Annotated in this window: 14 protein-coding genes; 3 read left to right on the forward strand and 11 right to left on the reverse strand. The window is 43.7% G+C overall.

Annotated elements, in window-relative coordinates:
* Positions 1-54: 54 nt before the first annotated feature.
* From BMX95_RS15580 to BMX95_RS15600, 5 genes are all read right to left on the reverse strand, one after another.
* Positions 55-1,476, reverse strand: coding sequence for a hypothetical protein (locus tag BMX95_RS15580; RefSeq protein ID WP_081203362.1), 1,422 nt, complete (start codon positions 1,474-1,476; stop codon positions 55-57).
* Positions 1,477-1,493: 17 nt separating this feature from the next.
* Positions 1,494-4,349, reverse strand: coding sequence for a TonB-dependent receptor (locus BMX95_RS15585; protein WP_081203363.1), 2,856 nt, complete (start codon positions 4,347-4,349; stop codon positions 1,494-1,496).
* Between the two features lie 129 nt (positions 4,350-4,478).
* Entirely contained in the window at positions 4,479-5,732 is a 1,254-nt protein-coding gene (locus BMX95_RS15590) for a sensor histidine kinase (protein WP_081203364.1), read from the reverse strand.
* A complete protein-coding gene (locus BMX95_RS15595) occupies positions 5,729-6,430 on the reverse strand; it encodes a response regulator transcription factor (protein WP_081203365.1) in 702 nt (233 codons plus the stop codon). Before BMX95_RS15595 ends, BMX95_RS15590 begins: the two co-directional genes overlap by 4 nt.
* A gap of 74 nt (positions 6,431-6,504) precedes the next feature.
* A complete protein-coding gene (locus tag BMX95_RS15600) occupies positions 6,505-8,679 on the reverse strand; it encodes an outer membrane beta-barrel protein (RefSeq protein ID WP_165759068.1) in 2,175 nt (724 codons plus the stop codon).
* 195 nt (positions 8,680-8,874) lie between these two features.
* On the opposite strand from BMX95_RS15600, the gene BMX95_RS15605 reads away from it, so the two are divergent.
* Both BMX95_RS15605 and BMX95_RS15610 read left to right on the forward strand, forming a co-directional pair.
* On the forward strand, positions 8,875-9,900 hold the full coding sequence (locus BMX95_RS15605; protein ID WP_081203367.1) for a sensor histidine kinase: 1,026 nt from the start codon (positions 8,875-8,877) through the stop codon (positions 9,898-9,900).
* A 4-nt stretch (positions 9,901-9,904) separates the two neighbouring features.
* Entirely contained in the window at positions 9,905-10,609 is a 705-nt protein-coding gene (locus BMX95_RS15610) for a LytR/AlgR family response regulator transcription factor (RefSeq protein ID WP_081203368.1), read from the forward strand.
* A gap of 8 nt (positions 10,610-10,617) precedes the next feature.
* On the opposite strand, the gene BMX95_RS15615 is transcribed toward BMX95_RS15610, so the two are convergent.
* From BMX95_RS15615 to BMX95_RS15635, 5 genes are all read right to left on the reverse strand, one after another.
* On the reverse strand, positions 10,618-11,589 hold the full coding sequence (locus BMX95_RS15615; RefSeq protein ID WP_081203369.1) for a YncE family protein: 972 nt from the start codon (positions 11,587-11,589) through the stop codon (positions 10,618-10,620).
* An 11-nt stretch (positions 11,590-11,600) separates the two neighbouring features.
* On the reverse strand, positions 11,601-14,633 hold the full coding sequence (locus tag BMX95_RS15620; RefSeq protein ID WP_081203370.1) for an efflux RND transporter permease subunit: 3,033 nt from the start codon (positions 14,631-14,633) through the stop codon (positions 11,601-11,603).
* A 10-nt stretch (positions 14,634-14,643) separates the two neighbouring features.
* Positions 14,644-15,558: an efflux RND transporter periplasmic adaptor subunit gene (locus tag BMX95_RS15625; RefSeq protein ID WP_081203623.1), complete on the reverse strand. Its 915-nt coding sequence runs from the start codon at positions 15,556-15,558 to the stop codon at positions 14,644-14,646.
* A gap of 14 nt (positions 15,559-15,572) precedes the next feature.
* Positions 15,573-16,805, reverse strand: coding sequence for a TolC family protein (locus tag BMX95_RS15630; RefSeq protein ID WP_081203371.1), 1,233 nt, complete (start codon positions 16,803-16,805; stop codon positions 15,573-15,575).
* 70 nt (positions 16,806-16,875) lie between these two features.
* Positions 16,876-19,350 (reverse strand): TonB-dependent receptor, encoded by a 2,475-nt coding sequence (locus BMX95_RS15635; RefSeq protein ID WP_081203372.1) that lies wholly within the window; start codon positions 19,348-19,350, stop codon positions 16,876-16,878.
* Positions 19,351-19,547: 197 nt separating this feature from the next.
* Here BMX95_RS15635 and BMX95_RS15640 point away from each other — a divergent pair, with 197 nt between their 5' ends.
* Positions 19,548-20,303 (forward strand): phosphatase PAP2 family protein, encoded by a 756-nt coding sequence (locus BMX95_RS15640; RefSeq protein WP_133054031.1) that lies wholly within the window; start codon positions 19,548-19,550, stop codon positions 20,301-20,303.
* Between the two features lie 2 nt (positions 20,304-20,305).
* Here BMX95_RS15640 and ilvB read toward each other — a convergent pair whose 3' ends face one another.
* On the reverse strand, positions 20,306-22,018 hold the full coding sequence (ilvB, locus tag BMX95_RS15645; protein WP_081203374.1) for a biosynthetic-type acetolactate synthase large subunit: 1,713 nt from the start codon (positions 22,016-22,018) through the stop codon (positions 20,306-20,308).
* Positions 22,019-22,026 lie beyond the last annotated feature (8 nt).

Below are 22,026 nucleotides of genomic sequence, written 5' to 3' on the forward strand. Positions count from 1 at the left end.
GGCCGGCAATGCACTGCTGCCAACCGGGGTAATGCGGGTTTCAAAAGGTATGGATTAATGCTGATTGCCGGAACCGTCGGCCTGATAGCAGCCGAGGTCTTTTCCTGGTGTAGCCGCAGCTGTTGCACCAAAGTTGGCATCAATTGGAATGTTAACTGGAATTGTAAAGCTGGTATACCCTTTACCCAATGCAGGTGAACCTGTTTTCAAATGAAAATCGTAGCCATCTACCGAAGCCTGAGTGGCAAAATTCATATTAGGCAAAGGATAATTAACAAACTGGGGGTTGTTCAGTCCAACCAATGCTGATCCGTCATATTGGATGCCAAAGGTATAACCGGCTCCCAGGAATGTTTTCATATCCGGAACATCAGTTGATTGCGGATAAGTAACTACCGCCTGCGCCACATTGGTGGGAACGATCTGCGCTGCCTGCGCTGCATTATCAACATAATTGAAGTTATAACCATAGGCTGTTCTGGGAATAAAGTCGCCGTTGTGCGGGCCGGTAGTATCTGCCAGGTACACTTTAGCTGTTACGTCATTTCCGCCGGCAACTCTCATCCCAAACTGACAATCTACCAACAGGTTGTTATAAGCCAGTCCCCTTGAATTGTTTTCAATTTCAATAGAACCGCCGCGGGCGCCAAAGGTCTTTACATTTCTGTAGCCCATGTTGATATAGGTATTGTTGAACATGGCAATCATACACTCTCTGCCGGTGCTGCCATCATTGGCCGATTTGGTACCGTTGGTAGCACCGCCAATGATCAGGTTATAAGCCATAACACCCTGCGTACCACCTTTGGCGTTCAATCCATCACCGCCGGTAGCGCCGCATTTTTCCATGGTATTACGCACCATAAAGATGTCGCCGCCATAATAACGGATAGCGTCATCGGGCGTACCATAGATCCAGGAATCTTCCATAATAAATTTGCCGCTGTAGTTGCCGAAATAAACAGCGTATTTATCACCCACGGCCGGACCTGCAAATGGAATGCTTTGCAAACCAGCGCCGGTAAAGTCAAGATGCGTCCATTTAAGCACCAATAACGGACAGGTAGGTCCGCACCAGATACCACCCCAGCCGCCTGCATAAGCAGAATCGGTTGTAGCGGTTGATGACCCGGTAGTTTTTGTTCTGGAAGGATCGGTAATGGTGATCGGTGCCTCTTTTGTACCTAATGTAACCATGGTACCATTTACAAAGAAGCATGCTCCGTTCTTAACCTGCACCGTTACCCCTTTCTGGATCAACAACGTATCGCCGGCATTAACGGTCACATTTCCGGTGACAGTATAGGTAAGGCCCGTTTTCATGGTGCCCTTAATTGCGCCGGATAACGGAGCGCTGTTGTCTACCTGCTGCCCGATCTGGATCTGCGCCTGCGACACTTTGCTGTCGTTTTTTGAACAGGCAGTGAATGCCAATGCAAGCACCAAACTGCAACCTGCAATTGTTACATGTTTCATTTGTTGGAATTTATATGTTAGAATTTAAATCTGAATCCGAGTGAATAAGAAGCATAGAACCGGTCGTATTGAACGGTCATATAATCAGTGCTCTCCTGGAATGGCAACTGCGTTTTTGTATGATAAGCATTGTTATGCTGCTTTATGATCAGCCTGAAGGGCGTATTCAGCAGGTTATTTGCTTTTACATATATGATATAGTGTTTGCCAAACTGCCGTTGCGCAGAAAAATCAAGATTGGTAGTAGGCTTTTCCCAGTTGTCGAACCCTTTGTATTGAGAGAGGGTATTGATCCTTTCTCCTGTATATACCAGCGCCAACTGTGCGTCGGTTTTATTTTTAGCACTTTTATACAACAAAGAGAAGTTACCTATATGTGCACTTTGCCCCTGTAATGGCCGGCGATCGGGCACGTTGGTAAACTTCGTAGTATTGTCCGGAGTAAGGTACACATATAACTTGGTGGCATTGATCACGGAGTTGGTGAAAGTATAATTACCTGATACACCAAAGTTGCCAAAGAATTTTCTGAAAACCAGTTCAACACCAAAGTTATTGGCGGTACCAAAGTTTTGCGGTGATAAGATCGGTGTAGCGCCATAGTTGCCACTGGTAGCTGAATAAGGCGCAAATGCATATTCAATTGGATTGTTGATGAGCTTGTAAAAAGCACCGATCATGAACTGGTCGAGCCCTTTGGGGAATAATTCATAACGCACATCAAAGTTGTCGATCACCGTATGTTTGATGTAGGGATTGCCTTCCACTAAATACGTATCATTGGAACCGCTTTTATCGGGGAACGGGATCAGGTCGGCAAAGGCCGGACGGAAAATGGACCTGAAATAAGAGAAGCGAATGTCCCTGGTTTTGCTGAATGCATATTTACCCTGTACGCTGGGTAAGAAATCCATGAAGTTGATATCTGCCGATTTACCAGGCAACGCATCGTTCAGCGACGACATATAATTCTGATGGGTATTCTCCACCCGTAAACCACCCAGTATTTCAAAATGGCTGCTAAGCTGATATTTGAGCATGCCATAGGCAGCATATACATTTTCATAGGCATGGTAAATGCCGGGATTTTGTGCTGCGTTTCCTAATGCTGCGTTGTAGGGAATAAAAGTGTATTTGCTGTCAGGAATGGAAACATATTTCTGGTACACAGAATCTTTATCATTCACCGGTGTAAGGTTGTAGGCATTGTCATAGTTATCCCTTTCTTTATGCCGGTACATACCGCCAAAACTTAGCAGGGCAGTTTTACCTGCAATGGCCGTTTTGTAATGGAAATTCAAATACCCCGCCAGGTCTTTATCTGTATTATGGATCCATTCACGCGATTCGTCTTCTGTTTGCAAGGTGCCTAAAGTATAGGTCCCCGCGCCGGCATTGGGTGTTACTTTCTGTCCCATTGAAAACTCGGCAATATCAGGCACTTCCCTTTTTGCCAGGGCCGCCGTCAGCGACCAATCGGTAGTAAGACCCTCCCACAAGGTGTTATTGCCCTGTAGGGTAATGTTGTTGATGGTTTGCAGATCGCTGCGCGTTTCAATTTTATTATGTATTGCATAAGGCCCTACAAAATTGTTTGGAAGCGTATAACCGCCTAACAGGGTATCGCTGGTTAACCGCACCCTTCTTTCATTCAATTGCAGGTGTGTGGCAAAGAGACTGATGGAGTTATTTTTATTGAATGCATAGTCAATCTTGCCTTCTACACCCGAGCGGTCTATGCGGGAATTGTACTGCCGGTAAAAATCATCTGAAATAGCTGGTTGCTGGGCTGTATGGTCATTGGGTGCCGGGGGTACCGTGGCGCTTTGCTGTAAGATCTGTGAATTACTTCCCCGGTATGTATTCTGATAACTGCCTGCTAATATAACGCCCAGCTTATTGTGTAAAAACCGGTTGCCCAGCGTCAGGTTTACATTTTTATTGATGGGCGGCTTTGACGCATCTGTAACCAGGTTGTTATAGGGAAATGCATCAACAGGCGCATACACGCCGGGTCCCGACAACTCGGCCGGTGATTTACTATTTACTGAGGACTTATTAAATGAATGAAAATCCCGGTTCAAAAAAAGCTGACTGTACCCTGTTCCCACATTCCCTTCTGCAATAAAACGATTGGGCGCACTTCTCATCACCAGGTTCATTACCCCACCGGTTGCATCCCCTTCCAGATCGGGCGTCAGTGATTTAATTACTTCTATCCTGTCTAACAGGTCGGCAGGAAAAATATCGAGGGGAACGTAGCGGTTCCGGTTATCGGGGCTTGGTATTTTTATTCCATTTACCAGGGTGGTGTTGTATCTTTTATCCATGCCGCGGATAATGGCATGTTGTCCATCGCCCGTACTGCTGCGTTCAATTGACACGCCAGAGATCCGCTGCATTACATTGGCAACGGTAATATCTGGTGAAATAGCAATGGTTTTGGAGGAAACAATATTGACAATGCTATTGGCCAGTTGTTCTCTTTTTTGCGCGTATTGATCTGAACCGCCATCGCGTACAGCTGATTTAGTAACCTCTGACAAGGTTACACCTTTCGGGAAAAGGTATATATCAAACTCTCTGGTATCGTTACCGGCAATTACAATGATGGTATCTACATCGGTATAACCAATATAAGAGATCTGCAGGTCGTAGGTACCATTGACAAGCCCTTTAAATGTAAATCCACCGTCCAGTGAAGTAACCACTTTCTTTAGTTCATGTTTGATCAATATATTGGCGCCAATCAATTGTTCCTTCGTGAGTCCATCATACACATGGCCTTTAATAGTACCAGCCAATACAGCGGTAGTGGTCAATAAGAAAGTAAAGACAGCAATTAGTTTTCGGTAAAGTGCGCAGTTGATCATCGCTGATTTTTGAATGTGCTACAAAAATAAAGGGACGTCAACAGCCTGTATTACCGGGGCTTATGAATTAATGCTTTAATGATGTTTCCTTAATTGTAAAGTAAAAATATCCTCAGAAATAAATCAGAATTACCAATTCAACACAAATGAATGCAGGCCACTGGCAAATAAATAATTGATGTTGATCAATGAAACGCGGGTAATTTGTTTTACAATAGAAAGGCCCAGCCCGTTATGGTTGCTGTTCAACGATTGTTTATAGAAGCGGGTAAATAAACGTTTTTGATCCAATGCCCCGGCAAAACCCGTATTGCTGATAACGAGTTTCGATCCCTCTAGTTTTATAAAAATATGACCAAACGGAATGTTGTGGTTACTTGCATTGCTCAGTAAATTGTTCAATAAAATATCCAGTAACTCCGGGTTTATGTACACGGTCACCTCCTCCAGTTCATGACACACTTTAATATGCTGGCTTTCCCATAACTCTGAGAACTGTTCCAGCTTTTCTTCTATCTTTCCCTTCAGGTTTATTACCTCTGTTGCTTCAAACTGATGGTTTTCTATTTTAGCCAGCAGCAATAAGGATTGATTTAACCGGGTTAATTTTTTAACTGAAGTATAGGCGCTGCGGGCCAGTTCACTTTGCTTATGGGAAAGGTCCTCTTCCTGGATCATCATATCCAGTTTGGAACGGATTATAGACAATGGCGTTTGTATTTCGTGCGAGGCATTTTCTGTAAACTCTCTCAACAACAGGTAATCCTGTTCAGCTTTTTCAGTAGCCATCAACAGGCTTTCATTCATAAAAGCAAATTCCTGGATAGTTGTTTTTGGGAAAACGGGTGTACCTGTTTTGCCTAATTTAAAATTCCGCATTACTTCGAGGGAATGATAAAAAGGCTTCCAAAGCCGCTTCAATAAAAACCTGTTGATCACAATAGCGATCAAAATAGTTATCAAAATGGTGAACACCGAAATGGTCAATAAAGTATGGGACAAATGCCGCATCCCTTCCAGCGGTTTGGCCACCGTTACCTTGTACCAATTGTTGTTAAACCGGAGCGGGAAACTGATCTTCCTGAAGTTGTGCATTTTCTTTTCCCGGTTACTGTACAGCCTGATCATTTCAAACTCCCGGGCGGCGGGTTGTTCGCCTGTTGGGTAAAAGTTGATCTGCTCCTCATCCAGTGCATACAAATTGGGCAGCGCGTGGTATTGTGTTACATACTCCTTTATCTTTGTTTCAATACCACCTAAATCGCCATCTATTTCCCGTAACAGTATTACTTTGATGAATAAAAACAGGGTAAGGCTGGAGACAAAAAAAATAACAACCATTACCAGTAAATTGATCAGCGAATAACGTGTCAACAATTTCATGGCTGCTCATTTATGGTAAACTTATACCCCATGCCATATACCACTTTGATATTATCTGCACAACCTGCCTGCACCAGTTTCTTTCGAAGATTTTTCAAGTGGGTGTAAATGAAATCATGGTTATCGTTCAAATCAATTTGTTCGCCCCACAAATGTTCTACAATGGCTTCCTTGGTTACTACCTTATTTATATTACTGGCAAAATAAACCAGCAGTTCGTATTCTTTGCGGGTTAGATCTATCTCTCCATTTTTGCCTTTTACTATTTTATCCTGGAGATGAATAACCAGATCACCGGCCATTATTTTATTTTTCCCTTCAAATGATTTACGACGGATGATCGCGTTTATGCGGGCAGACAATTCGGGTAAATGAAAAGGCTTGCTTAAATAATCATCAGCGCCCAGGTTAAGCCCTTCCAGTTTATCATTTAATGAATTTTTTGCGGAGATGATCAATACCCCGTCTACCTTGCCCATTTCTTTCAATTCATTTAAGATATGCAACCCGTTTCCCATTTGACCATTGGTCATCGGCAATGATATGTCCAACAAGATACAATCGTAATTTTTTGTTTGTATCCGCTCCATGGCGTCATTAAAATTATAGGCGGGTTCACAAATAAAATTATCCTTTTTAAGATAGGCACAGATGCTCCTGGATAATTCCATTTGATCTTCAATAACCAATAGTTTCATGTAAAACGTTTAACAGGCGCAGCAGATGAAATTTAAAAGAAATGTGTAATCCTGAAGGAATTCTGAAGCGACACTCAATTCACCCGCCCCTGTTCTTCTGCAGCGCCGCCTGTGTTGTGATTACGTTTCCGGTTATTGGTATCTTTCCCAAAACGATACGAAAAGGCGATCCCTATTCTTCGCGTATCTGTTTTAACCCGGCGTAGGGCAAGCATTTCTGCCGTAGTAATGTGATCGCGCCTGATCCTGGTGTGAAAGATATCATCGACACTTATCTTCAACGTACCCTTTTCCTTTAAGATCAGCTTTTGTATGCCGCCATTCAAATACCAGAACGGGTCGGTTTTTGTTTGGCCTTGTAAATGCCTGGTGGCAAATGTCCCATTCAATTCAGCGCTCCATGTTTTCGAAAGGCGAAACTGATTGCTGAACTCTGCTTCCCCGGAATAAATGTTATTATATATGGGCTCATTATCCGCCACACCTTTATTGATCAAATGAAACAAAATGAAGAAGGTATTTACATGCCAGGCCTTCGCTACATCTACCGACAACCAGGAAAATAAATTGAATGAATAATTTATACCAAAATTCTCAGGCCGGGTTACCCAAACATCGCCAACGGGTTGCACAATGGATTGAATCAGGTTGTTGACTTTTAGATAAGCCAGTTCAACACCCACAAAACTTTTATAATCGTATTTCAGTTCGAGGCTATACATATACTGAGGTTTCAGCCAGGGATTGCCTGTTGTATAGGAGTACCGGTCGTTATAAAAAAGAAAGGGGTTTAGTTGCTGGTAACCGGGTCTGCGGATGCGGGTACTATAACTTAAAGAGAACACATGATGCCCCGCGCTGTCTGCTTTCAAGGAAAGATGAAAGGAGGGAAAAAAGTTGGTGTAATCCCTTTTAAAAGCGGAATCCGCTATGGCTATATTCCCGGGCTGATGTCCCTGCATCCGGGTATTTTCCACCCTTAATCCGCCTTTTATGGCCCACCGCTTCCATTCTTTAGCGGAGCTAATATACCCGGCATTGATGTTTTCTGAATACATAAAATGGTCCGACCGGCCATAGTCTGGCAAATATTCAACCCCTGCTTTTTGAAACCAGCTGTTTTTGTAATTGGTGTTTACCCAGGAAAATTTAGCACCCGCCTCGATAACCACATTTCCTTTCAGGGGAAGGTTATAATCTGACTTAGCCGACCAGATATCGATATCGACAGGCAAACGGTACAACATATCATTGGCACTGCTGAGATTTCCGTTTACCTGGTATACCTCATTTAATAAAACCTGATTGCCATTCGCATGGATGTTCACATAATCAAGGTCACCGGTAATGGATGCACCTTTTTCATTGATGCGGCGTTGCATATTGAGGTTAACACCCCCGCTGTACCACTGGTAATTGCCGGTGGTGTTACCTATACCGGTAGAATCCGGTTGTTGGCGGGCGTTCAACTGATCGCTGTTGTAATTCAGCACATCTGTTTTAGGTCTGATACCGCCCGTTAACAAAACCCCAAGCGTTGTTTTAGCAGAAACATAATAATCAACGCCTGCCCGCAGGTTATATCCATTGGAGGAGTAGCCGTATCTTCTATTGAGCAGGGTGACTGCCCCCGTTCCATAATTTCGCTGACTGGTTTCGGTGGTATAGCCTGCATCTCTTGTATACCCTACATTACCAAATACATTTACTTTCTTTTTCCGGTAATTGAGGTTAAGGGAATTATTACTTCTGGCATACACGCCCTGGTTGTAACCAATACTCATAATTCCATTAAAACCCGGGGTCTTGTTTTTCTTTAGCTGTAGATTAATAACAGCCCCACCCGAGGCATCGTACCGGGCAGGTGGCGTGCTTATCAATTCAATTTTATCTAACATACCCGCAGGCAGCGAACGTAAATAAGCTGCCAGGTCCTGGGCCGACATATAAGTGGGCTTATCATCGATGAGTACCAGCACCCCACCCTTTCCATTCAATTGGATGTTACCATCCATGTCAACAAAAACGCCCGGGCTTTGAGCCAACACTTCCATGGCATTACTACCGGCTGCGGTGATCATAGCATCTACATTTACTATTATCCGGTCTGCTTTATGCCTGATCAGCGGTTTTTTAGCCGTAACGGTCACTTCTTTCAGGGCTTTGCCGTTGTTCTTTTCCTGGGCATTGCCGGTAAGGTGTAGCATACATAAAAAAATGATCCAAAGGATTGGAATAAGGGATTTCATAATAGTTGTTTCTACAAATTTTATGGGTTGCTCCCACCCCATAAAATCATAGTGTCGAATGCGGGAAAAATGGTGTTGAAAGCCGTCCTTTTTCCCCTTAAAATTTCATCACGCTGCCGGGCCAGTCCGTAACCGATTTCCCTTAATTCAACATTTTACCACCTTGTTTGCAAAAACTAGTGCGATCTTTATACTATGCGAGTAGCATCCCGAAAGATCTCAAATGAAGCCCTGATCATACATGCCATCTTCAGCATGGCGGTGGTTATGCTGGTAGTAACGGGCATTTATTTCTACTACCGGTTTATACTGGTAAGAACCGGACTAACCACCTATACCTGTCTTTTCCTGCTGGCCTGTATTTACACCGGCAGAGAACTTTGTATCCGGTTCTACCTGCGCAATAAACCGTTTCACTTTAGTTTATATACGGTATTAGCCCTGATGGCGATCATCACGATATGGCCACTGGCGGCAAAATTGGTTTTCAAATCACCGCATGATATTATTGAATTTTCCGTTACCACCCTACCCTTCCTTATTATTGGGCTGGTAATGGGTATTTTTATAAAGCTGATCCGGGCTTCTATACAAAAACAAATACAGGATGCACAGTTGGCCGCCGAACAAAAACAAAGTGAGTTAAACCTGTTGCAATCCCAGCTAAGTCCGCATTTTTTGTTTAACACCCTGAACAATATATATGGAATATCCATAACCCAACACGAACGGGTACCTGCTTTGTTATTACAACTAAGCAACCTGTTGCGTTATTCAGTATACGATACAAAAAATCAGTTTGTCCCTATTACAGAAGAATTGGAATATATCACTAACTATATCAGCTTTGAAAAACTGCGCATAAGCGACCGGCTGGTCTTGCAAACCGACATAGAAACAATCAACAACCCCGCCATTCCCATTGCGCCCATGGTACTGATCGTATTTATTGAAAATGCTTTCAAACACGCCCGGAATACCCTGGACGACAAGATCTATGTTCATATCGCTTTACAGATCACAGATAACGATATTGTATTTTCAGTAAAAAATTCCTATAACGGGTCAAAGCAGGAAAACAGCACCCCACAAGTCAGTTCCGGTCTGGGGCTTGCCAACACCATCAGGCGACTGAACCTGTTGTATGAGAAAAATTATCAATTGGACCAGTATATAACAGATAATATGTACATTGTTCAGCTTCGCCTAAAAATAAAATAACGGTATGTTTAACTGTCTTGTTGTAGACGATGAACCTATTGCGAGAGACATCATCCTCAATTACTGCAGCCATCTGCCACAACTTCGGGTGCTGGGCAGTTGTGGCAATGTATTTGAAGCAAAGGAGATCCTGTTACAACACCCCATAGATATCCTGTTCCTGGACGTCCACATGCCGGTACTGGATGGGATTGCCTTTTTACGAACCCTTAAAAACAAACCACAGGTAATCTTCACCACCGCCTATAAAGAATATGCCGTAGATGCTTTTGAACTTTCCGCCTGCGATTACCTGGTAAAACCATACTCGCTCGAACGATTCATCATGGCCGTTGACAAGGCGACAGAAAATCGAAAGGCTGCCGGCAACGAGGTAAATGAAAACAGGAACACCACACCTACCGATTATTTTTTTATAAAAGCCGACGGCAAAATTTATAAACTCCTGTATAACCAGATCCTGTTAGCAGAGGCAAAAGGAAACTACACAAGAATAGTCTGCGCCGATCAAACCCTGCTGCCCAATATGTCCTTTTCGTCGTTTGAATCGCTTCTGCCCCCCGATCTTTTTATCAGGGTACACCGGTCATTCATCATCAACAAATCAAAGATTGACCATATTGAAGGGAACATGGTAGAAATTCAGCAAACACAGATACCCATCGGCATGAATTACAAAGAACCTTTTTTGAAAGCTTTGGGAATATAACCAATGCCTTACTTTCCTAATACCAACACCTGAAAAGTATTATTATCTTTTGTGGGCAAATACAGTTTATGAGTAGTTTCATCAAGCGTTAAAGTGCGCGCCCCTTTCTTAGTTGATATGGTAGCTATTTTGCTATAATTGTCTTTACCACCCTGTTTAACTACAGTGATACTGCCTTCCCCGTTGGAGGTATAAATATGGCTGGAAGATTCATCAAAGACAACGCCATCACAACCAGCACCAATAGGAATCTTGCTTATAATAGCGCCACTACCAGCGTCCAGCACCATTAGTTGCCTGCTATCGCTGCAGGCAGAAAATAAGCGGTTCGTCTTTTTATCAATAGCTAAGCCGGTAGGCGCTTCTCCCGGATTCAACGCCCAATGGTGAAGTACGCGCCGGCTTTTCAGATCGATCACTACTATTTCATTTTTATCTTCAATATTCACAAACAGGGTACCAGCACCATTCGTTACCGCTTCTTCCGGCTTTCCGCCCACTTCAATAGTTCCCATTACTTTATCATTTTCCGGATCAATAATGCTTACACTATTACTACGGCCATTACATACTACCAGGTGTTTTGAATATTCATCATACATAATGGCATCCGGATTTTCTCCCACAGGCAATTGGCCAAATACTTTGGCAGTTTGCAAATCAAATACGGTTAGTGTATTTAACCGGCCATTGCTGGTGTAGCCTTTATTCAGGTTTGGCACAAAAGCGATTCCATGTACCCCGGTGGTATTCCGAATAATTCCCAGCGAATCGCCGGTTGTTTTATTTACTATATTGACCTGGGTACCATGCGATACATATAACTTATCGGAACCTGGCTGAATAGCCAGGTAATCCCAGCCACCTGTTCCTGACAAATGAAACGTAGTAAGCAATTTCATATCAGCAGCAGGCTGGGCATTACCCGAAATTGCTGCAATTAATAACAGCATACTGATCAACCCTGATTGCTTTTTCATATTTACTTATTTTATGTGGTGGTAGTTTTATTTTTATAGATCATTCTTATGCCTGTCGGTAAAACGATCAACAACAGCGGTAATGCCATAATAAAACCGCCAATTACCGCTATGGCCAACGGCTGGTGCAATTGAGCTCCCGTACCAATACCCAATGCCAATGGCATCAGGGCGATGATGGCGCCCAGAGCAGTCATTAATTTGGGACGCAGCCTTGTTGAAATGGAATAGATAATGGCCTCATCGGTATTTTTTTCATGCAGCGATTCCCTGAACTGCAAAAAAGTAAATACTGAATTCTCACCAATGATACCAGTGATCATTATAAGCCCTGTATAACTGCCTACATTTAATGGGGTACCGGTAAGGAAAAGCGCCAGATAGCTTCCTGAAATGCCTAATACAGCGATACCTAAGATAAGTAGGGCTATACTAAAGCTTCTGTACAGAAACAGGATAACCGCGAACACCAGCAGGCTGGCTGTTACCAGGATCATCAGCAGCTCTTTAAACGATTGCTGCTGATCGGCATAGGCGCCGCCATATTGAATGCTGTATGACTGTGGCAAATGAATGCCGGCAGCCAGCTTTTGTTGTATATCTTTCATAACACTTCCCAGGTCGCGGTTTTCGAGGCGGGCAGTAACAACCCCCATCGATTGTAAATTCTCCCTTTCTATTTCAGCATCCCCTCCATTTACTTTTACAGTAGCCAGTGCAGTGAGCGGTTTCAACCGCCCGTCGGGCAGAAATATTTTCAGATCGTCTATATTACTGACACTCATTTTTCGATTTCCGGGATACACTAACCGGATAGGTACATATTGTTGTTTCTCGAATAAACTCCCCGAGATATTGCCTTCCAGTGAGGTTTGCAGCTGGTACTGGAAATTGGCCGGGGTTATCCCAAACTGCGCCAGTTTCGCATAATCAGGTTGTACACTTATCGAGGGGCCGGCAATAACAACGCCATCAAAGACATCGGCTGTGCCGGAAACGTTTGACACTACATTGGCTACCTGCTTACTCAACTGTTGTAATGTTTTTTGATCATTGCCATAGATCTTTATTTCTATTGGCTGAACAGAGGTCATTAAATCGCCCAGCATATCGCCGATTACCTGGCCGAAATCGACCCGTAAGGCAGGTTGCGATCCCTCAATTTGTTTGCGAATGTCTGTGATCACGTCTTCTGTGCCCCGCTTCCTGCTTTTTTTAAGTTGTATCAGGTAGTCGCCCCGGTTAGGTTCTGTAATAAAAAAACCCATTTGCGCGCCGGTCCTTCTTGAATAGGCCTGTACCTCCGGTATAGCCTTCAGGATCTTTTCAACCTGTCGCAATTCGCGGTCCGTTTCTTCCAGTGAAGTACCCGGTGGGGAATTGTAATCCAGCACAATACTGCCTTCATCCATCTCAGGTAAAAAACCGGTTTCTAACCGGGGTACCAGCAAGGCTATTAAAACTGCCAACGCCACTACAAAGGCAATACTGAGATAGGGGCGCTTTATAAAAAAAGATACCCAGTTCTGTGATCGCACATTATGAACGGCTGCCTGCTGCCCCGATCGTGGCTTGTCTTTGGTAAGCAACAGGTAAACGACAGGCAACCCTATCCAGGTAACAAAAAAAGAACACACCAGTGTTATGATCATCGTGTTGGTCATAACACTGAAATAAGCGCCAGCTACCCCACTCATCAATAAAAAGGGAATGAAAATAACAATAGTACTGATAGACGACCCCAGCATGGCAGGGAACAGGTAATGAATGGCTTTTTGCACCAGCGTAGTGGAAGGTTCTTCCGGATGTTCCTCATGGGTACGGTGTATTTGTTCTACTACAACAATGGCATCGTCAATGATCAACCCAACGGCAGCGGCAATGGCACCCAGTGTCATGATGTTAAATGTATAACCTACTGCATATAACACAATTAACGTAAGCCCCAGCGTAATAGGTATGGTAAACAGTAAGGTAGCGCTTGCCTTCAGGGATCGCAGAAAAATAATAGCCACCACAATCGCCAGCAACAACCCAATCCACAAACTGTCTGTAACGCTTTTTATAGAGTCGTTTACAAAATCGGCCTGGATGTAATAGGGAATTATACGAACATCAGGCGGTAATATTTTCTTCAGTTCACTGATCTTTTTTTCCATTGCCTTCGACAGCGTTACCAGGTTGGCATTAGGTTGCTTTACCACAGCCACCAGTACGCCATCGCGGCCATTGGCATTGATCTTTACAAACTCAACCCCTTCGTTTATCTGTACATCGGCAATATCTTTAACGGTAATAATCCTTTTGCCATCATTCTTTATTACAATTTGCTCCAGTTCATTTTTATTATGTACGGTTGCATCTGTAACGGTGAGATACAGATAATGATAGTCTGACAAATACCCGTTTGATTTTATAAAGTTGGTTTGGCTTAAGGCAGTGTTCACCATATCGGGCGTTATTGAAAAGGTGCCCATTTTTTGTATGTTCAATTGCAGCCAGTACTCTTTTGCTTTTCCGCCGGTTATTCTTATTTCCGATACACCTGCTACCTGCGACAGGAATGGTTTTACCGTAAAATTGGCGATCTGTTTCAATTCAATCGGCGATTTGGTATTGCTTTCCAGCGAATAACCCATTACCGGCAGAATGGAAGGGTTCATGCGGGCCACGCTTATTTGCACTTCCGGCGGCAACTGGTTTCGGATCTCCGCTATTTTTGATTCTATACGTTGCTGGCTGAGGTCTATATTCGCATTCCAGTCCATAAATGCCGAGATCTCGCAGCTTCCCCTGCTGGTAGTGCTTCGTATCATTTGAAGGTCGGGCACCTGCTTGATAGCTCCTTCCAGTGGTTTGGTTACGGTGACCATCATTTTATCGACCGGCTGTAAACCAGCATCGGCTATTACCTTTATTTTAGGGAAAGTGATCTCAGGGAAAAGGGAGGTTTGTAATTTCGTGTATACAAAGATGCCACCACCCAATATAAGTACCAGTAGAACGGTGAGCGGGTTTTTATGTGTAAGAAAGAAATTGTTCACCGGGATTATTTTATTGCTTTACAATTTTAATGGTGGCGGTATCGGCTAACCCATAATTACCAGTAAGCACAATCTGATCGGCGGCTGCAAATGCAGGCGCAACGATCTCTATCTGGCCGTTGGTTTCCAATCCCTTTTTTACCGGCACCTTCACCGCAGTAGTATCGCCCACTACCTTCATTACCCAGAATTCAGTTTGCGTTTCATTGGCCAACACGGCCTGTCTTGGTAAAAACACCGCATTGGTTTTGGCCGTTTTTATTATATCAACTTTGGCAACCAGGTTTACCGGTAGTTTATCGGTAGGTACTTTTATATAAATATTCTGGGTTTGGCTGGCCGAATCTACGATTGCAGTTACTGCAGTAATGGTTCCGGCCAGCTTTTGACCATCGGGCAGTTCCAGCTGTACTTCTTTTTTGCCCAACACCCAGGGCCTTAATTCATAAGGAAGGTTCATTACGAATACAAAACTATTCACATCACTGATCACCGCCAGTTGCTCGCCATCCTGCACATAATCACCTGCCTGGTGATCCACTTCTGTAATATGACCGGTTCGGGCAGCCTTTATGGTAATAAGTCCAGAGAATTTAAAAGTAGAATCAAGCTCGTTGATGGTATTGCCTATACTCTGCGCCTCCTTTGTTTTTAACACAAATAACACCTCCCCCTTGCCGGCCGTTTGACCAACAACAGCCTTTACTGTGGTAAGATAGCCATTGGCACTTGCCTTTACGACGCTTCTCTGTAAAAAGGTAGAGGTAGCATTCATTTCAATGGTATCTGCCATGAGGCCGGTTTGTGCAACAGTAACCGTTACGGGTGTAATTACATCCTGGTCGTCATCATTGCTATCGTCGGAAGCTGCATGTCCGCAGGAAACTAATAAGGTCGCGAATAATATATAAATTCCTGATCTCATAATGCCTGTTCGTATTACCTGTTCCAATAATTAATTTGGTTTATTATTTTCATTCTATTGATATAATTCTGCGTAACCAGATTTCGTGCATTGAAATAATTGGTAAGCGCCAGTATAAAATCAGTAACCCTGATATCCCCGGTACCCAATAATTTTTCGTTGACTTTTATCAGGGTGTCGGTATAGCGGATTTGCTGATTGATATTGCTGATAAGTTTTTCGATGGAGCGCAGTTGTTGCATCAATTGAAACAATTGTTGCTGTCGCTGGTTTACAAAAAAATCCCGTTGCGCCTGCCTGGTTTGTTCGGCCAGGTTCAACTTCTGGTATTGCAATTTTCTTTGATGGCCATCGTAAATAGGCACGGTGAGGGAAACGCCAAAGCTGGCGCCCCAGTTCTTATACGGCATATAATTCAGGGATGAATTATAACCGGCATCGGCAAAAGAATTGATCTTTGGTTTATAGTTGAGATCAACCAGCGCCCGGTCGTTCCTTATTTTTAAACTATCCAGAATGTATTGCCGGTAAAAAGCAGAAGTAGTGTAGTCGGGCAATGTATTCAATGACAATTTCGGGTCTTCCAGTTGCTGGGGAGTAGTGGTATCCTGGATGCCGGCCAGGTAGTTCAACAAGGCATAGTCACTGGCATACTGTACTTCCAGTTCAGAGGTAGTAAGTAATTGCTGTTGCCTTGTTACAGTAAACGACAGGTAATCGGATTGTTTAAATACGTTACCCTGGGTAAGTTTTTTCAAGAGGGTATCTTCGCGTGCCAACAGATCGTTTATTTCCCGGTTGTATTGCAATTGCAGCAAGTCGCCAAAAGCATTGATGTATTGATCTGTAATACTCCTTTTAAGATCCTGCTCGGATAGTTTGATATTATTAGCCGCCGATTGCGACTGTATTTGAAAACCGGCGATTTGGGTATTTACATTCCTGCGGCTGATAATGGCTTTGTTCACGGCAACCAAACCCGATACCTGTGCCTTGTTCGTAATGATCTCATCGTACCCATAGCCATTAATAACAGGCGCATACATGTTATTGCTGTTAGCGCTTACCTGAGGTCTTAAATTTGCCCGTACCAATTGGCTGTCAATTGAAAAGCCCAATACCTGGTTCTGAAAGTCTTTGATCAGCGGGCTGTTTTTGACTGCATTAGCCAGGTAATATGCAAGGCCATTTTGTTGTGCCGATACTTTTGTCACAATCAAAAGAAATAAGAACAAAAATCCCTTCATTTACCCACTTTTATATCATTGTATTAAAAATATGTGCCTAATCTGGTAAAATATTGAAGTAAGTATTGCCTTACAGGTTGTTCATATCACTTCCTTCTTCTTTATGTTCATTCTTAAATTCCAGTTTTCCAAACTTCCAGGTGAAGTTGATCCCAATTGAACGAAAAGGTATTTTGCGGATGGTAGTAGTAGTAAAACCCGGTCCATTTATATCAAGCTGCTGTTTTACATACTCATTAAAAGGATTGGTGGCCGTTAATGCCACACTTCCTTTTTTATGCCAGATCATTTTACGCATCGCTATACTGTAAGTAGTAAGGGAAGGATACCGGCCCTGTACCTCGTTGCGGGCTGAATTGAAATTACCAAAGAACTCACCTGCCAGTAAAGGACTGAACTGATAGCTCACATTCAGGTTCATGCGGTAATTGAAAGACGTGCGGCTTTGTCCTACATCTATTGCATTGATGATCTTCCGGTGAAAGAAAGATAAGTTCGTACGCAACCCCAGCTTAGCGGTAGGATGCAGATCAGAAAAAATATTCAACCCGGTATTGTTTTCCGTACCAATGTTTTCCCTGGTGCTTACCGACACATTGTAATACGTTGAATCACCCACTATCAGGGAAGGATAATATTTTACATACGGTTGAATATCCTGCTGGTTATGCCGATAAAAACCGGTCAATATCACCGAACCAATGTTTCCTATATCACGGCTATAGCTTAGTTCCACCCGCTGGCCCAATTCCGGCAACAGGTAAGGATTTCCTGCAGTAATATTCTTTGGGTCGCTTGTGTTTACAAAAGGGTTCAGGTCCTCATAATCGGGTCTTTCTATTCGTTTTGAATAACTCAGCTTGATCACCTGGCCTTCCTCTATTTTCTTTGACAGGAATAAAGAGGGCACCCAGGTATTATACCCAGGCTTTTTTACCTGTTGCTGTGCATTTGAATAATAGGAGTTTATTTCTGTGCGTTCATACCGGCCGCCTGCTTTTACATCGAATAATTTACCCACCGGAAAACTCAGCTCTGCATAGCCCGCATACACCTGCTGATGGTATTGCAGGTTGTTCGACAAACCAGCCGCATACAGATAATCTTTATTCAACGGGCTGTAACCCCAGGCGGCGGCCTCACTGCTGATATCGAAAAAGGTGGTTTTAACACCGGTGCCTAATTGAATTTTTTCTGACAATGGCTGGGTATAATCAAGCGTGACCTGGGTTTCATTTTCTTTACCGGGATTGTTGTTCATTACTCCATAATACAGGGAATCCTGCGGCATTAAAAACTGTTCATTGGCCGCATTGCCCCGGGTACGACCGATACTTGAATTGACCGCGAACTCCAATTCCTGGTCTTCCCGGGCAAAGGTCCTTTTATAATTGAATGAAAGGTCTACGTTGTGGGAACGGTTACGGCTGTCGGTATTGTTCAGCGTTACCAGGTTATTTAATAAACTGCCATTATAATTGCTGTTTTGCTGCACCTGATCAATAAGGCCATTGGTGCTGGTGCCAAAAATATCATAGTTAACAGACGCAGAAAAACTATTATGTTTTTTATACGTCCAGTCCAGTCCCATTCCTGATTGCAACCCATAACGTTTTAATCTTGTATTGCCGTTTTGCAGTAACAGTGTATTGGTTTTACCCACAGTATCGGTGGAATTACGTTCACTCGTGTAAGGCGTGCTTACGGGCAGTCTTGTATTTCCGCTTACAAATGCATTCAAGCCAATATTTTTATTTCGTGCATTGAAATTCACCGCCCCATTTTCAACCCGGGTGCCGGCAGTAAGGGACACATTGCCATTAATGCCCTTTGCTGTATTGGTTTTCAAAATTATATTAATGATCCCACCCATTCCCTGTGCATCGTACCGTGCACCCGGGTTGGTGATCACTTCAATACTTTTTATCTGGCTGGCCGGTATTGATTGCAATACATCTGCCACATTGCTGCCAAAGGCTGTAGAGGGTTTACCATTGATCAGAAAGCGGATACTGCCATTACCGGCCAGTTGCACATTGCCATCTACATCTACCGATACCTGAGGCACCTTCTTCAACAGATCGGTAGCTACCCCACCGGCGGTGGTAAGGTCTTTTTCAGCGTTGAAAATAAGTTTGTCAATTTTATTTTCAACCAATCTGGCTTTAGCGGTTACGGTCACTGCTGACAGGTCCTGGTCTTTCTTTATCAACCTGATCAATTTCAGATCAACCGTTTTCCCTTTTTGTACAGGTACTAACAGCAGTGTCATTTTCCGATATCCGATGGATTCTACAATAATAGTATAATCACCTGCTGGCACACTGGCAATGGTGAACAGACCGGCATCATTACTGGCGCCGCCGGTCAATATTTTACCTGATGATTTATCCATTACAGTGATAGTAGCATACTCCAGCGGGGTCTTTGTTACGGAGTCAACTATCTTTCCGGTTATTTTTCCATTTTCCCCTGCATGTGCAGTTGGTTGTGCCTGTAAGCCTATTGAGAGCCATATAAACAAGCAGATAAGGATTGCTTTCATTAAGTAGAGTTAAGTTGTATCCTGGTTGAAAGCAAACCTAAATGGGAAATTTGAAGACTTCTTGGCGAAGCTGGATAACTTTAAAAATATGTAATAAGCCAGCCTGAAATACGTTGTAATATTAGTACAATAGTGAATGCCTTAGTTCAGCATTTCAACAGAATCGTTAAAGATCTTTAGCTGTTAAAACCCCTGTTTTGCTTAGAAGTATAATATTGTCCGCTTGTTTGGTCATGAGTTGTATGGTGACTTTTTCGCAGGAAAAACCTGCTACTCCTTTTGATTCCATTCCTGCTAAACCACTTATCACCTGGCGCAACCTGATAATACCCGGCGCCATGATCACCTATGGGGCAGTTGCCATAAAGTTTGATGGCTTCCAGGACTGGAACGAAACCATTAAAGACGAGATCTGGACAAAACAACCTCATCAGTTAATACATATAGATAATTATTTGCAATGGGGACCCGCTGTCAGCACTTTCGCACTTGGCTTTGCCGGAGTAAAGGGCAGGCATAATTTTACGGACCGGGCGTTGATCTTCGGCATAGCCGAATTGATCCAAAGTTCGGTAGTTGCGTCTGTAAAAAAGATCAGTGGTGAAATGAGACCGAATGGGGAGAGCAACCAGTCCTTCCCTTCGGGGCACACGGCCAATGCTTTTACCGGTGCTGAATTTATGCGACTGGAATATAAAGATGTTTCTCCCTGGTATGGCGTGTATGGTTATGCATTAGCTGCCACTACAGGTTTCCTGCGAATGTATAATAATAAACACTGGCTAAGCGATGTAGTGGCTGCCGCGGGTGTTGGCATCTTGTCCACAGACTTCACTTATTTTATTTATCCGAAAATAAAACGGCTTTTTACCACTAAAAAAAGCGCCACTGCTATAATTCTTCCGACATATAACAATGGCGCTTTTAGTCTTTCGCTGGTAAAAAGACTTTGACATTATTTAAGCCTTATCTCGCTGATGCCACAGCCCTGCGGTACCATGGGGAACACATTTCCTTCTTTGGCTACCATTATCTCTAATAAGTAGGGGCCTTTGTGATTAAACATTTCCTGCACTGCTTCTTCTAAGTACTCGCGTTTGGAAACACATTTCCCCGCCATGCGATAGGCAGCGGCCAATGCTACAAAATCTGGATTCTCCATATGAACAGAAGCATATCGCTTATCACTGAAAAGCTCCTGCCATTGCCGCACCATGCCTAAGAACCGGTTGTTCAAAATAATAATTTTGATGTCGAGGTTGTTTTGCATGATGGTCCCCATCTCCTGCAGGTTCATTTGAAATCCGCCATCGCCAATGATGGCTATCAACGTTCTTTCCGGTGCACCATATTTGGCGCCTACTGCTGCCGGCAGTGCAAAACCCATCGTGCCCAACCCACCACTGGTTACCACACTTCTGCTATGGTTTAGTTTCGCATAGCGGCTTGCCACCATTTGATTTTGCCCCACGTCCGAAACAATGACGGCCTCCCCTTTTGTACAATCGTTCAGGATCCGCACCACCTCCCCCATTGTTAATTCGCCGCCGGCGGGATGCAGCTCGGGATAGATCACTGTTTCAAATTCTTCTTTGTAAAGAGTATGGAATTGCTGCAACCAGTCGGAATGGTCTCTTTTATCGATCAGTGCAGTAAGCAGGGGCAACGTTTCCTTACAATCGCCCCAAACCGGCACGGTGGCTTTTACATTTTTATCAACTTCAGCCGGGTCAATATCCAGGTGGATCACCTTCGCCTGTTTGGCATATCTGTCTAACCGCCCTGTAACGCGATCGTCAAACCGCATCCCGACCGCTATTAGCAGATCGCATTCATTTGTCAATACGTTGGGCGCATAATTGCCGTGCATGCCCAGCATACCCACATTAAGTACATGGTCTGACGAAATGGCTCCGGCACCTAATACCGTCCAGGCAGCGGGAATACCACCCTTTTCAATAAATGCTTTGAATTCCTGTTCGGCTCTGCCCAGTATTACGCCCTGGCCAAAAACAACCAATGGCTTTTTTGCACTGTTTATTAATTCGGCTGCCTGGGCTAAATAGAAAGGGCGAATTTCCGGTTTTGGCCGGTAGCTTCGAATATGATTGCATTTATTGTAACCTGCGTAATCAAATAACTGTAACTGTGCATTTTTGGTAATATCGATCAACACGGGACCGGGGCGCCCGCTGCGCGCAATGTAAAATGCTTTTGCCAGCACTTTGGGGATCTCTTCTGCATTCGTAACCTGATAATTCCATTTGGTTATCGACGTTGACATGGTAACGATGTCTGTTTCCTGAAACGCATCTGAACCCAGCAGGTGCGCATATACCTGCCCTGTAATACATACTACAGGCGTGCTATCGATCATGGCATCGGCTATACCGGTGAGCAGGTTAGTGGCGCCGGGCCCGCTTGTGGCGAACACGACGCCTGCCTTCCCTGATGTGCGTGCGTATCCCTGGGCCGCATGAATACCTCCTTGCTCATGCCGTACCAGGATATGCTTCAGTTGTTGCTCATAATCATACAGCGCATCATAAATTGCAATGTTGGCGCCGCCGGGTACTCCAAAAACTACTTCCACTTCTTCGGCAATAAGTCCTTCTATAACAGCAACGGCGCCTGAAATATTTTTATTTTCTTTCGAAACTAATGTCATAGCAATAT

The organism is Niastella yeongjuensis, from assembly GCF_900110245.1.
Classification (GTDB): Bacteria; Bacteroidota; Bacteroidia; order Chitinophagales; family Chitinophagaceae; genus Niastella; species Niastella yeongjuensis.

What these genes read in the sequence shown, in the direction of transcription:
- ilvB (WP_081203374.1), bottom strand. Translation starts at nt 22,018, where the DNA reads ATGACATTAGTTTCGAAAGAAAATAAAAATATTTCAGGCGCCGTTGCT.
- BMX95_RS15625 (WP_081203623.1), bottom strand. Translation starts at nt 15,558, where the DNA reads ATGAGATCAGGAATTTATATATTATTCGCGACCTTATTAGTTTCCTGC.
- BMX95_RS15615 (WP_081203369.1), bottom strand. Translation starts at nt 11,589, where the DNA reads ATGAAAAAGCAATCAGGGTTGATCAGTATGCTGTTATTAATTGCAGCA.
- BMX95_RS15610 (WP_081203368.1), top strand. Translation starts at nt 9,905, where the DNA reads ATGTTTAACTGTCTTGTTGTAGACGATGAACCTATTGCGAGAGACATC.
- BMX95_RS15630 (WP_081203371.1), bottom strand. Translation starts at nt 16,805, where the DNA reads ATGAAGGGATTTTTGTTCTTATTTCTTTTGATTGTGACAAAAGTATCG.
- BMX95_RS15580 (WP_081203362.1), bottom strand. Translation starts at nt 1,476, where the DNA reads ATGAAACATGTAACAATTGCAGGTTGCAGTTTGGTGCTTGCATTGGCA.
- BMX95_RS15600 (WP_165759068.1), bottom strand. Translation starts at nt 8,679, where the DNA reads ATGAAATCCCTTATTCCAATCCTTTGGATCATTTTTTTATGTATGCTA.
- BMX95_RS15635 (WP_081203372.1), bottom strand. Translation starts at nt 19,350, where the DNA reads ATGAAAGCAATCCTTATCTGCTTGTTTATATGGCTCTCAATAGGCTTA.
- BMX95_RS15605 (WP_081203367.1), top strand. Translation starts at nt 8,875, where the DNA reads ATGCGAGTAGCATCCCGAAAGATCTCAAATGAAGCCCTGATCATACAT.
- BMX95_RS15595 (WP_081203365.1), bottom strand. Translation starts at nt 6,430, where the DNA reads ATGAAACTATTGGTTATTGAAGATCAAATGGAATTATCCAGGAGCATC.
- BMX95_RS15590 (WP_081203364.1), bottom strand. Translation starts at nt 5,732, where the DNA reads ATGAAATTGTTGACACGTTATTCGCTGATCAATTTACTGGTAATGGTT.
- BMX95_RS15585 (WP_081203363.1), bottom strand. Translation starts at nt 4,349, where the DNA reads ATGATCAACTGCGCACTTTACCGAAAACTAATTGCTGTCTTTACTTTC.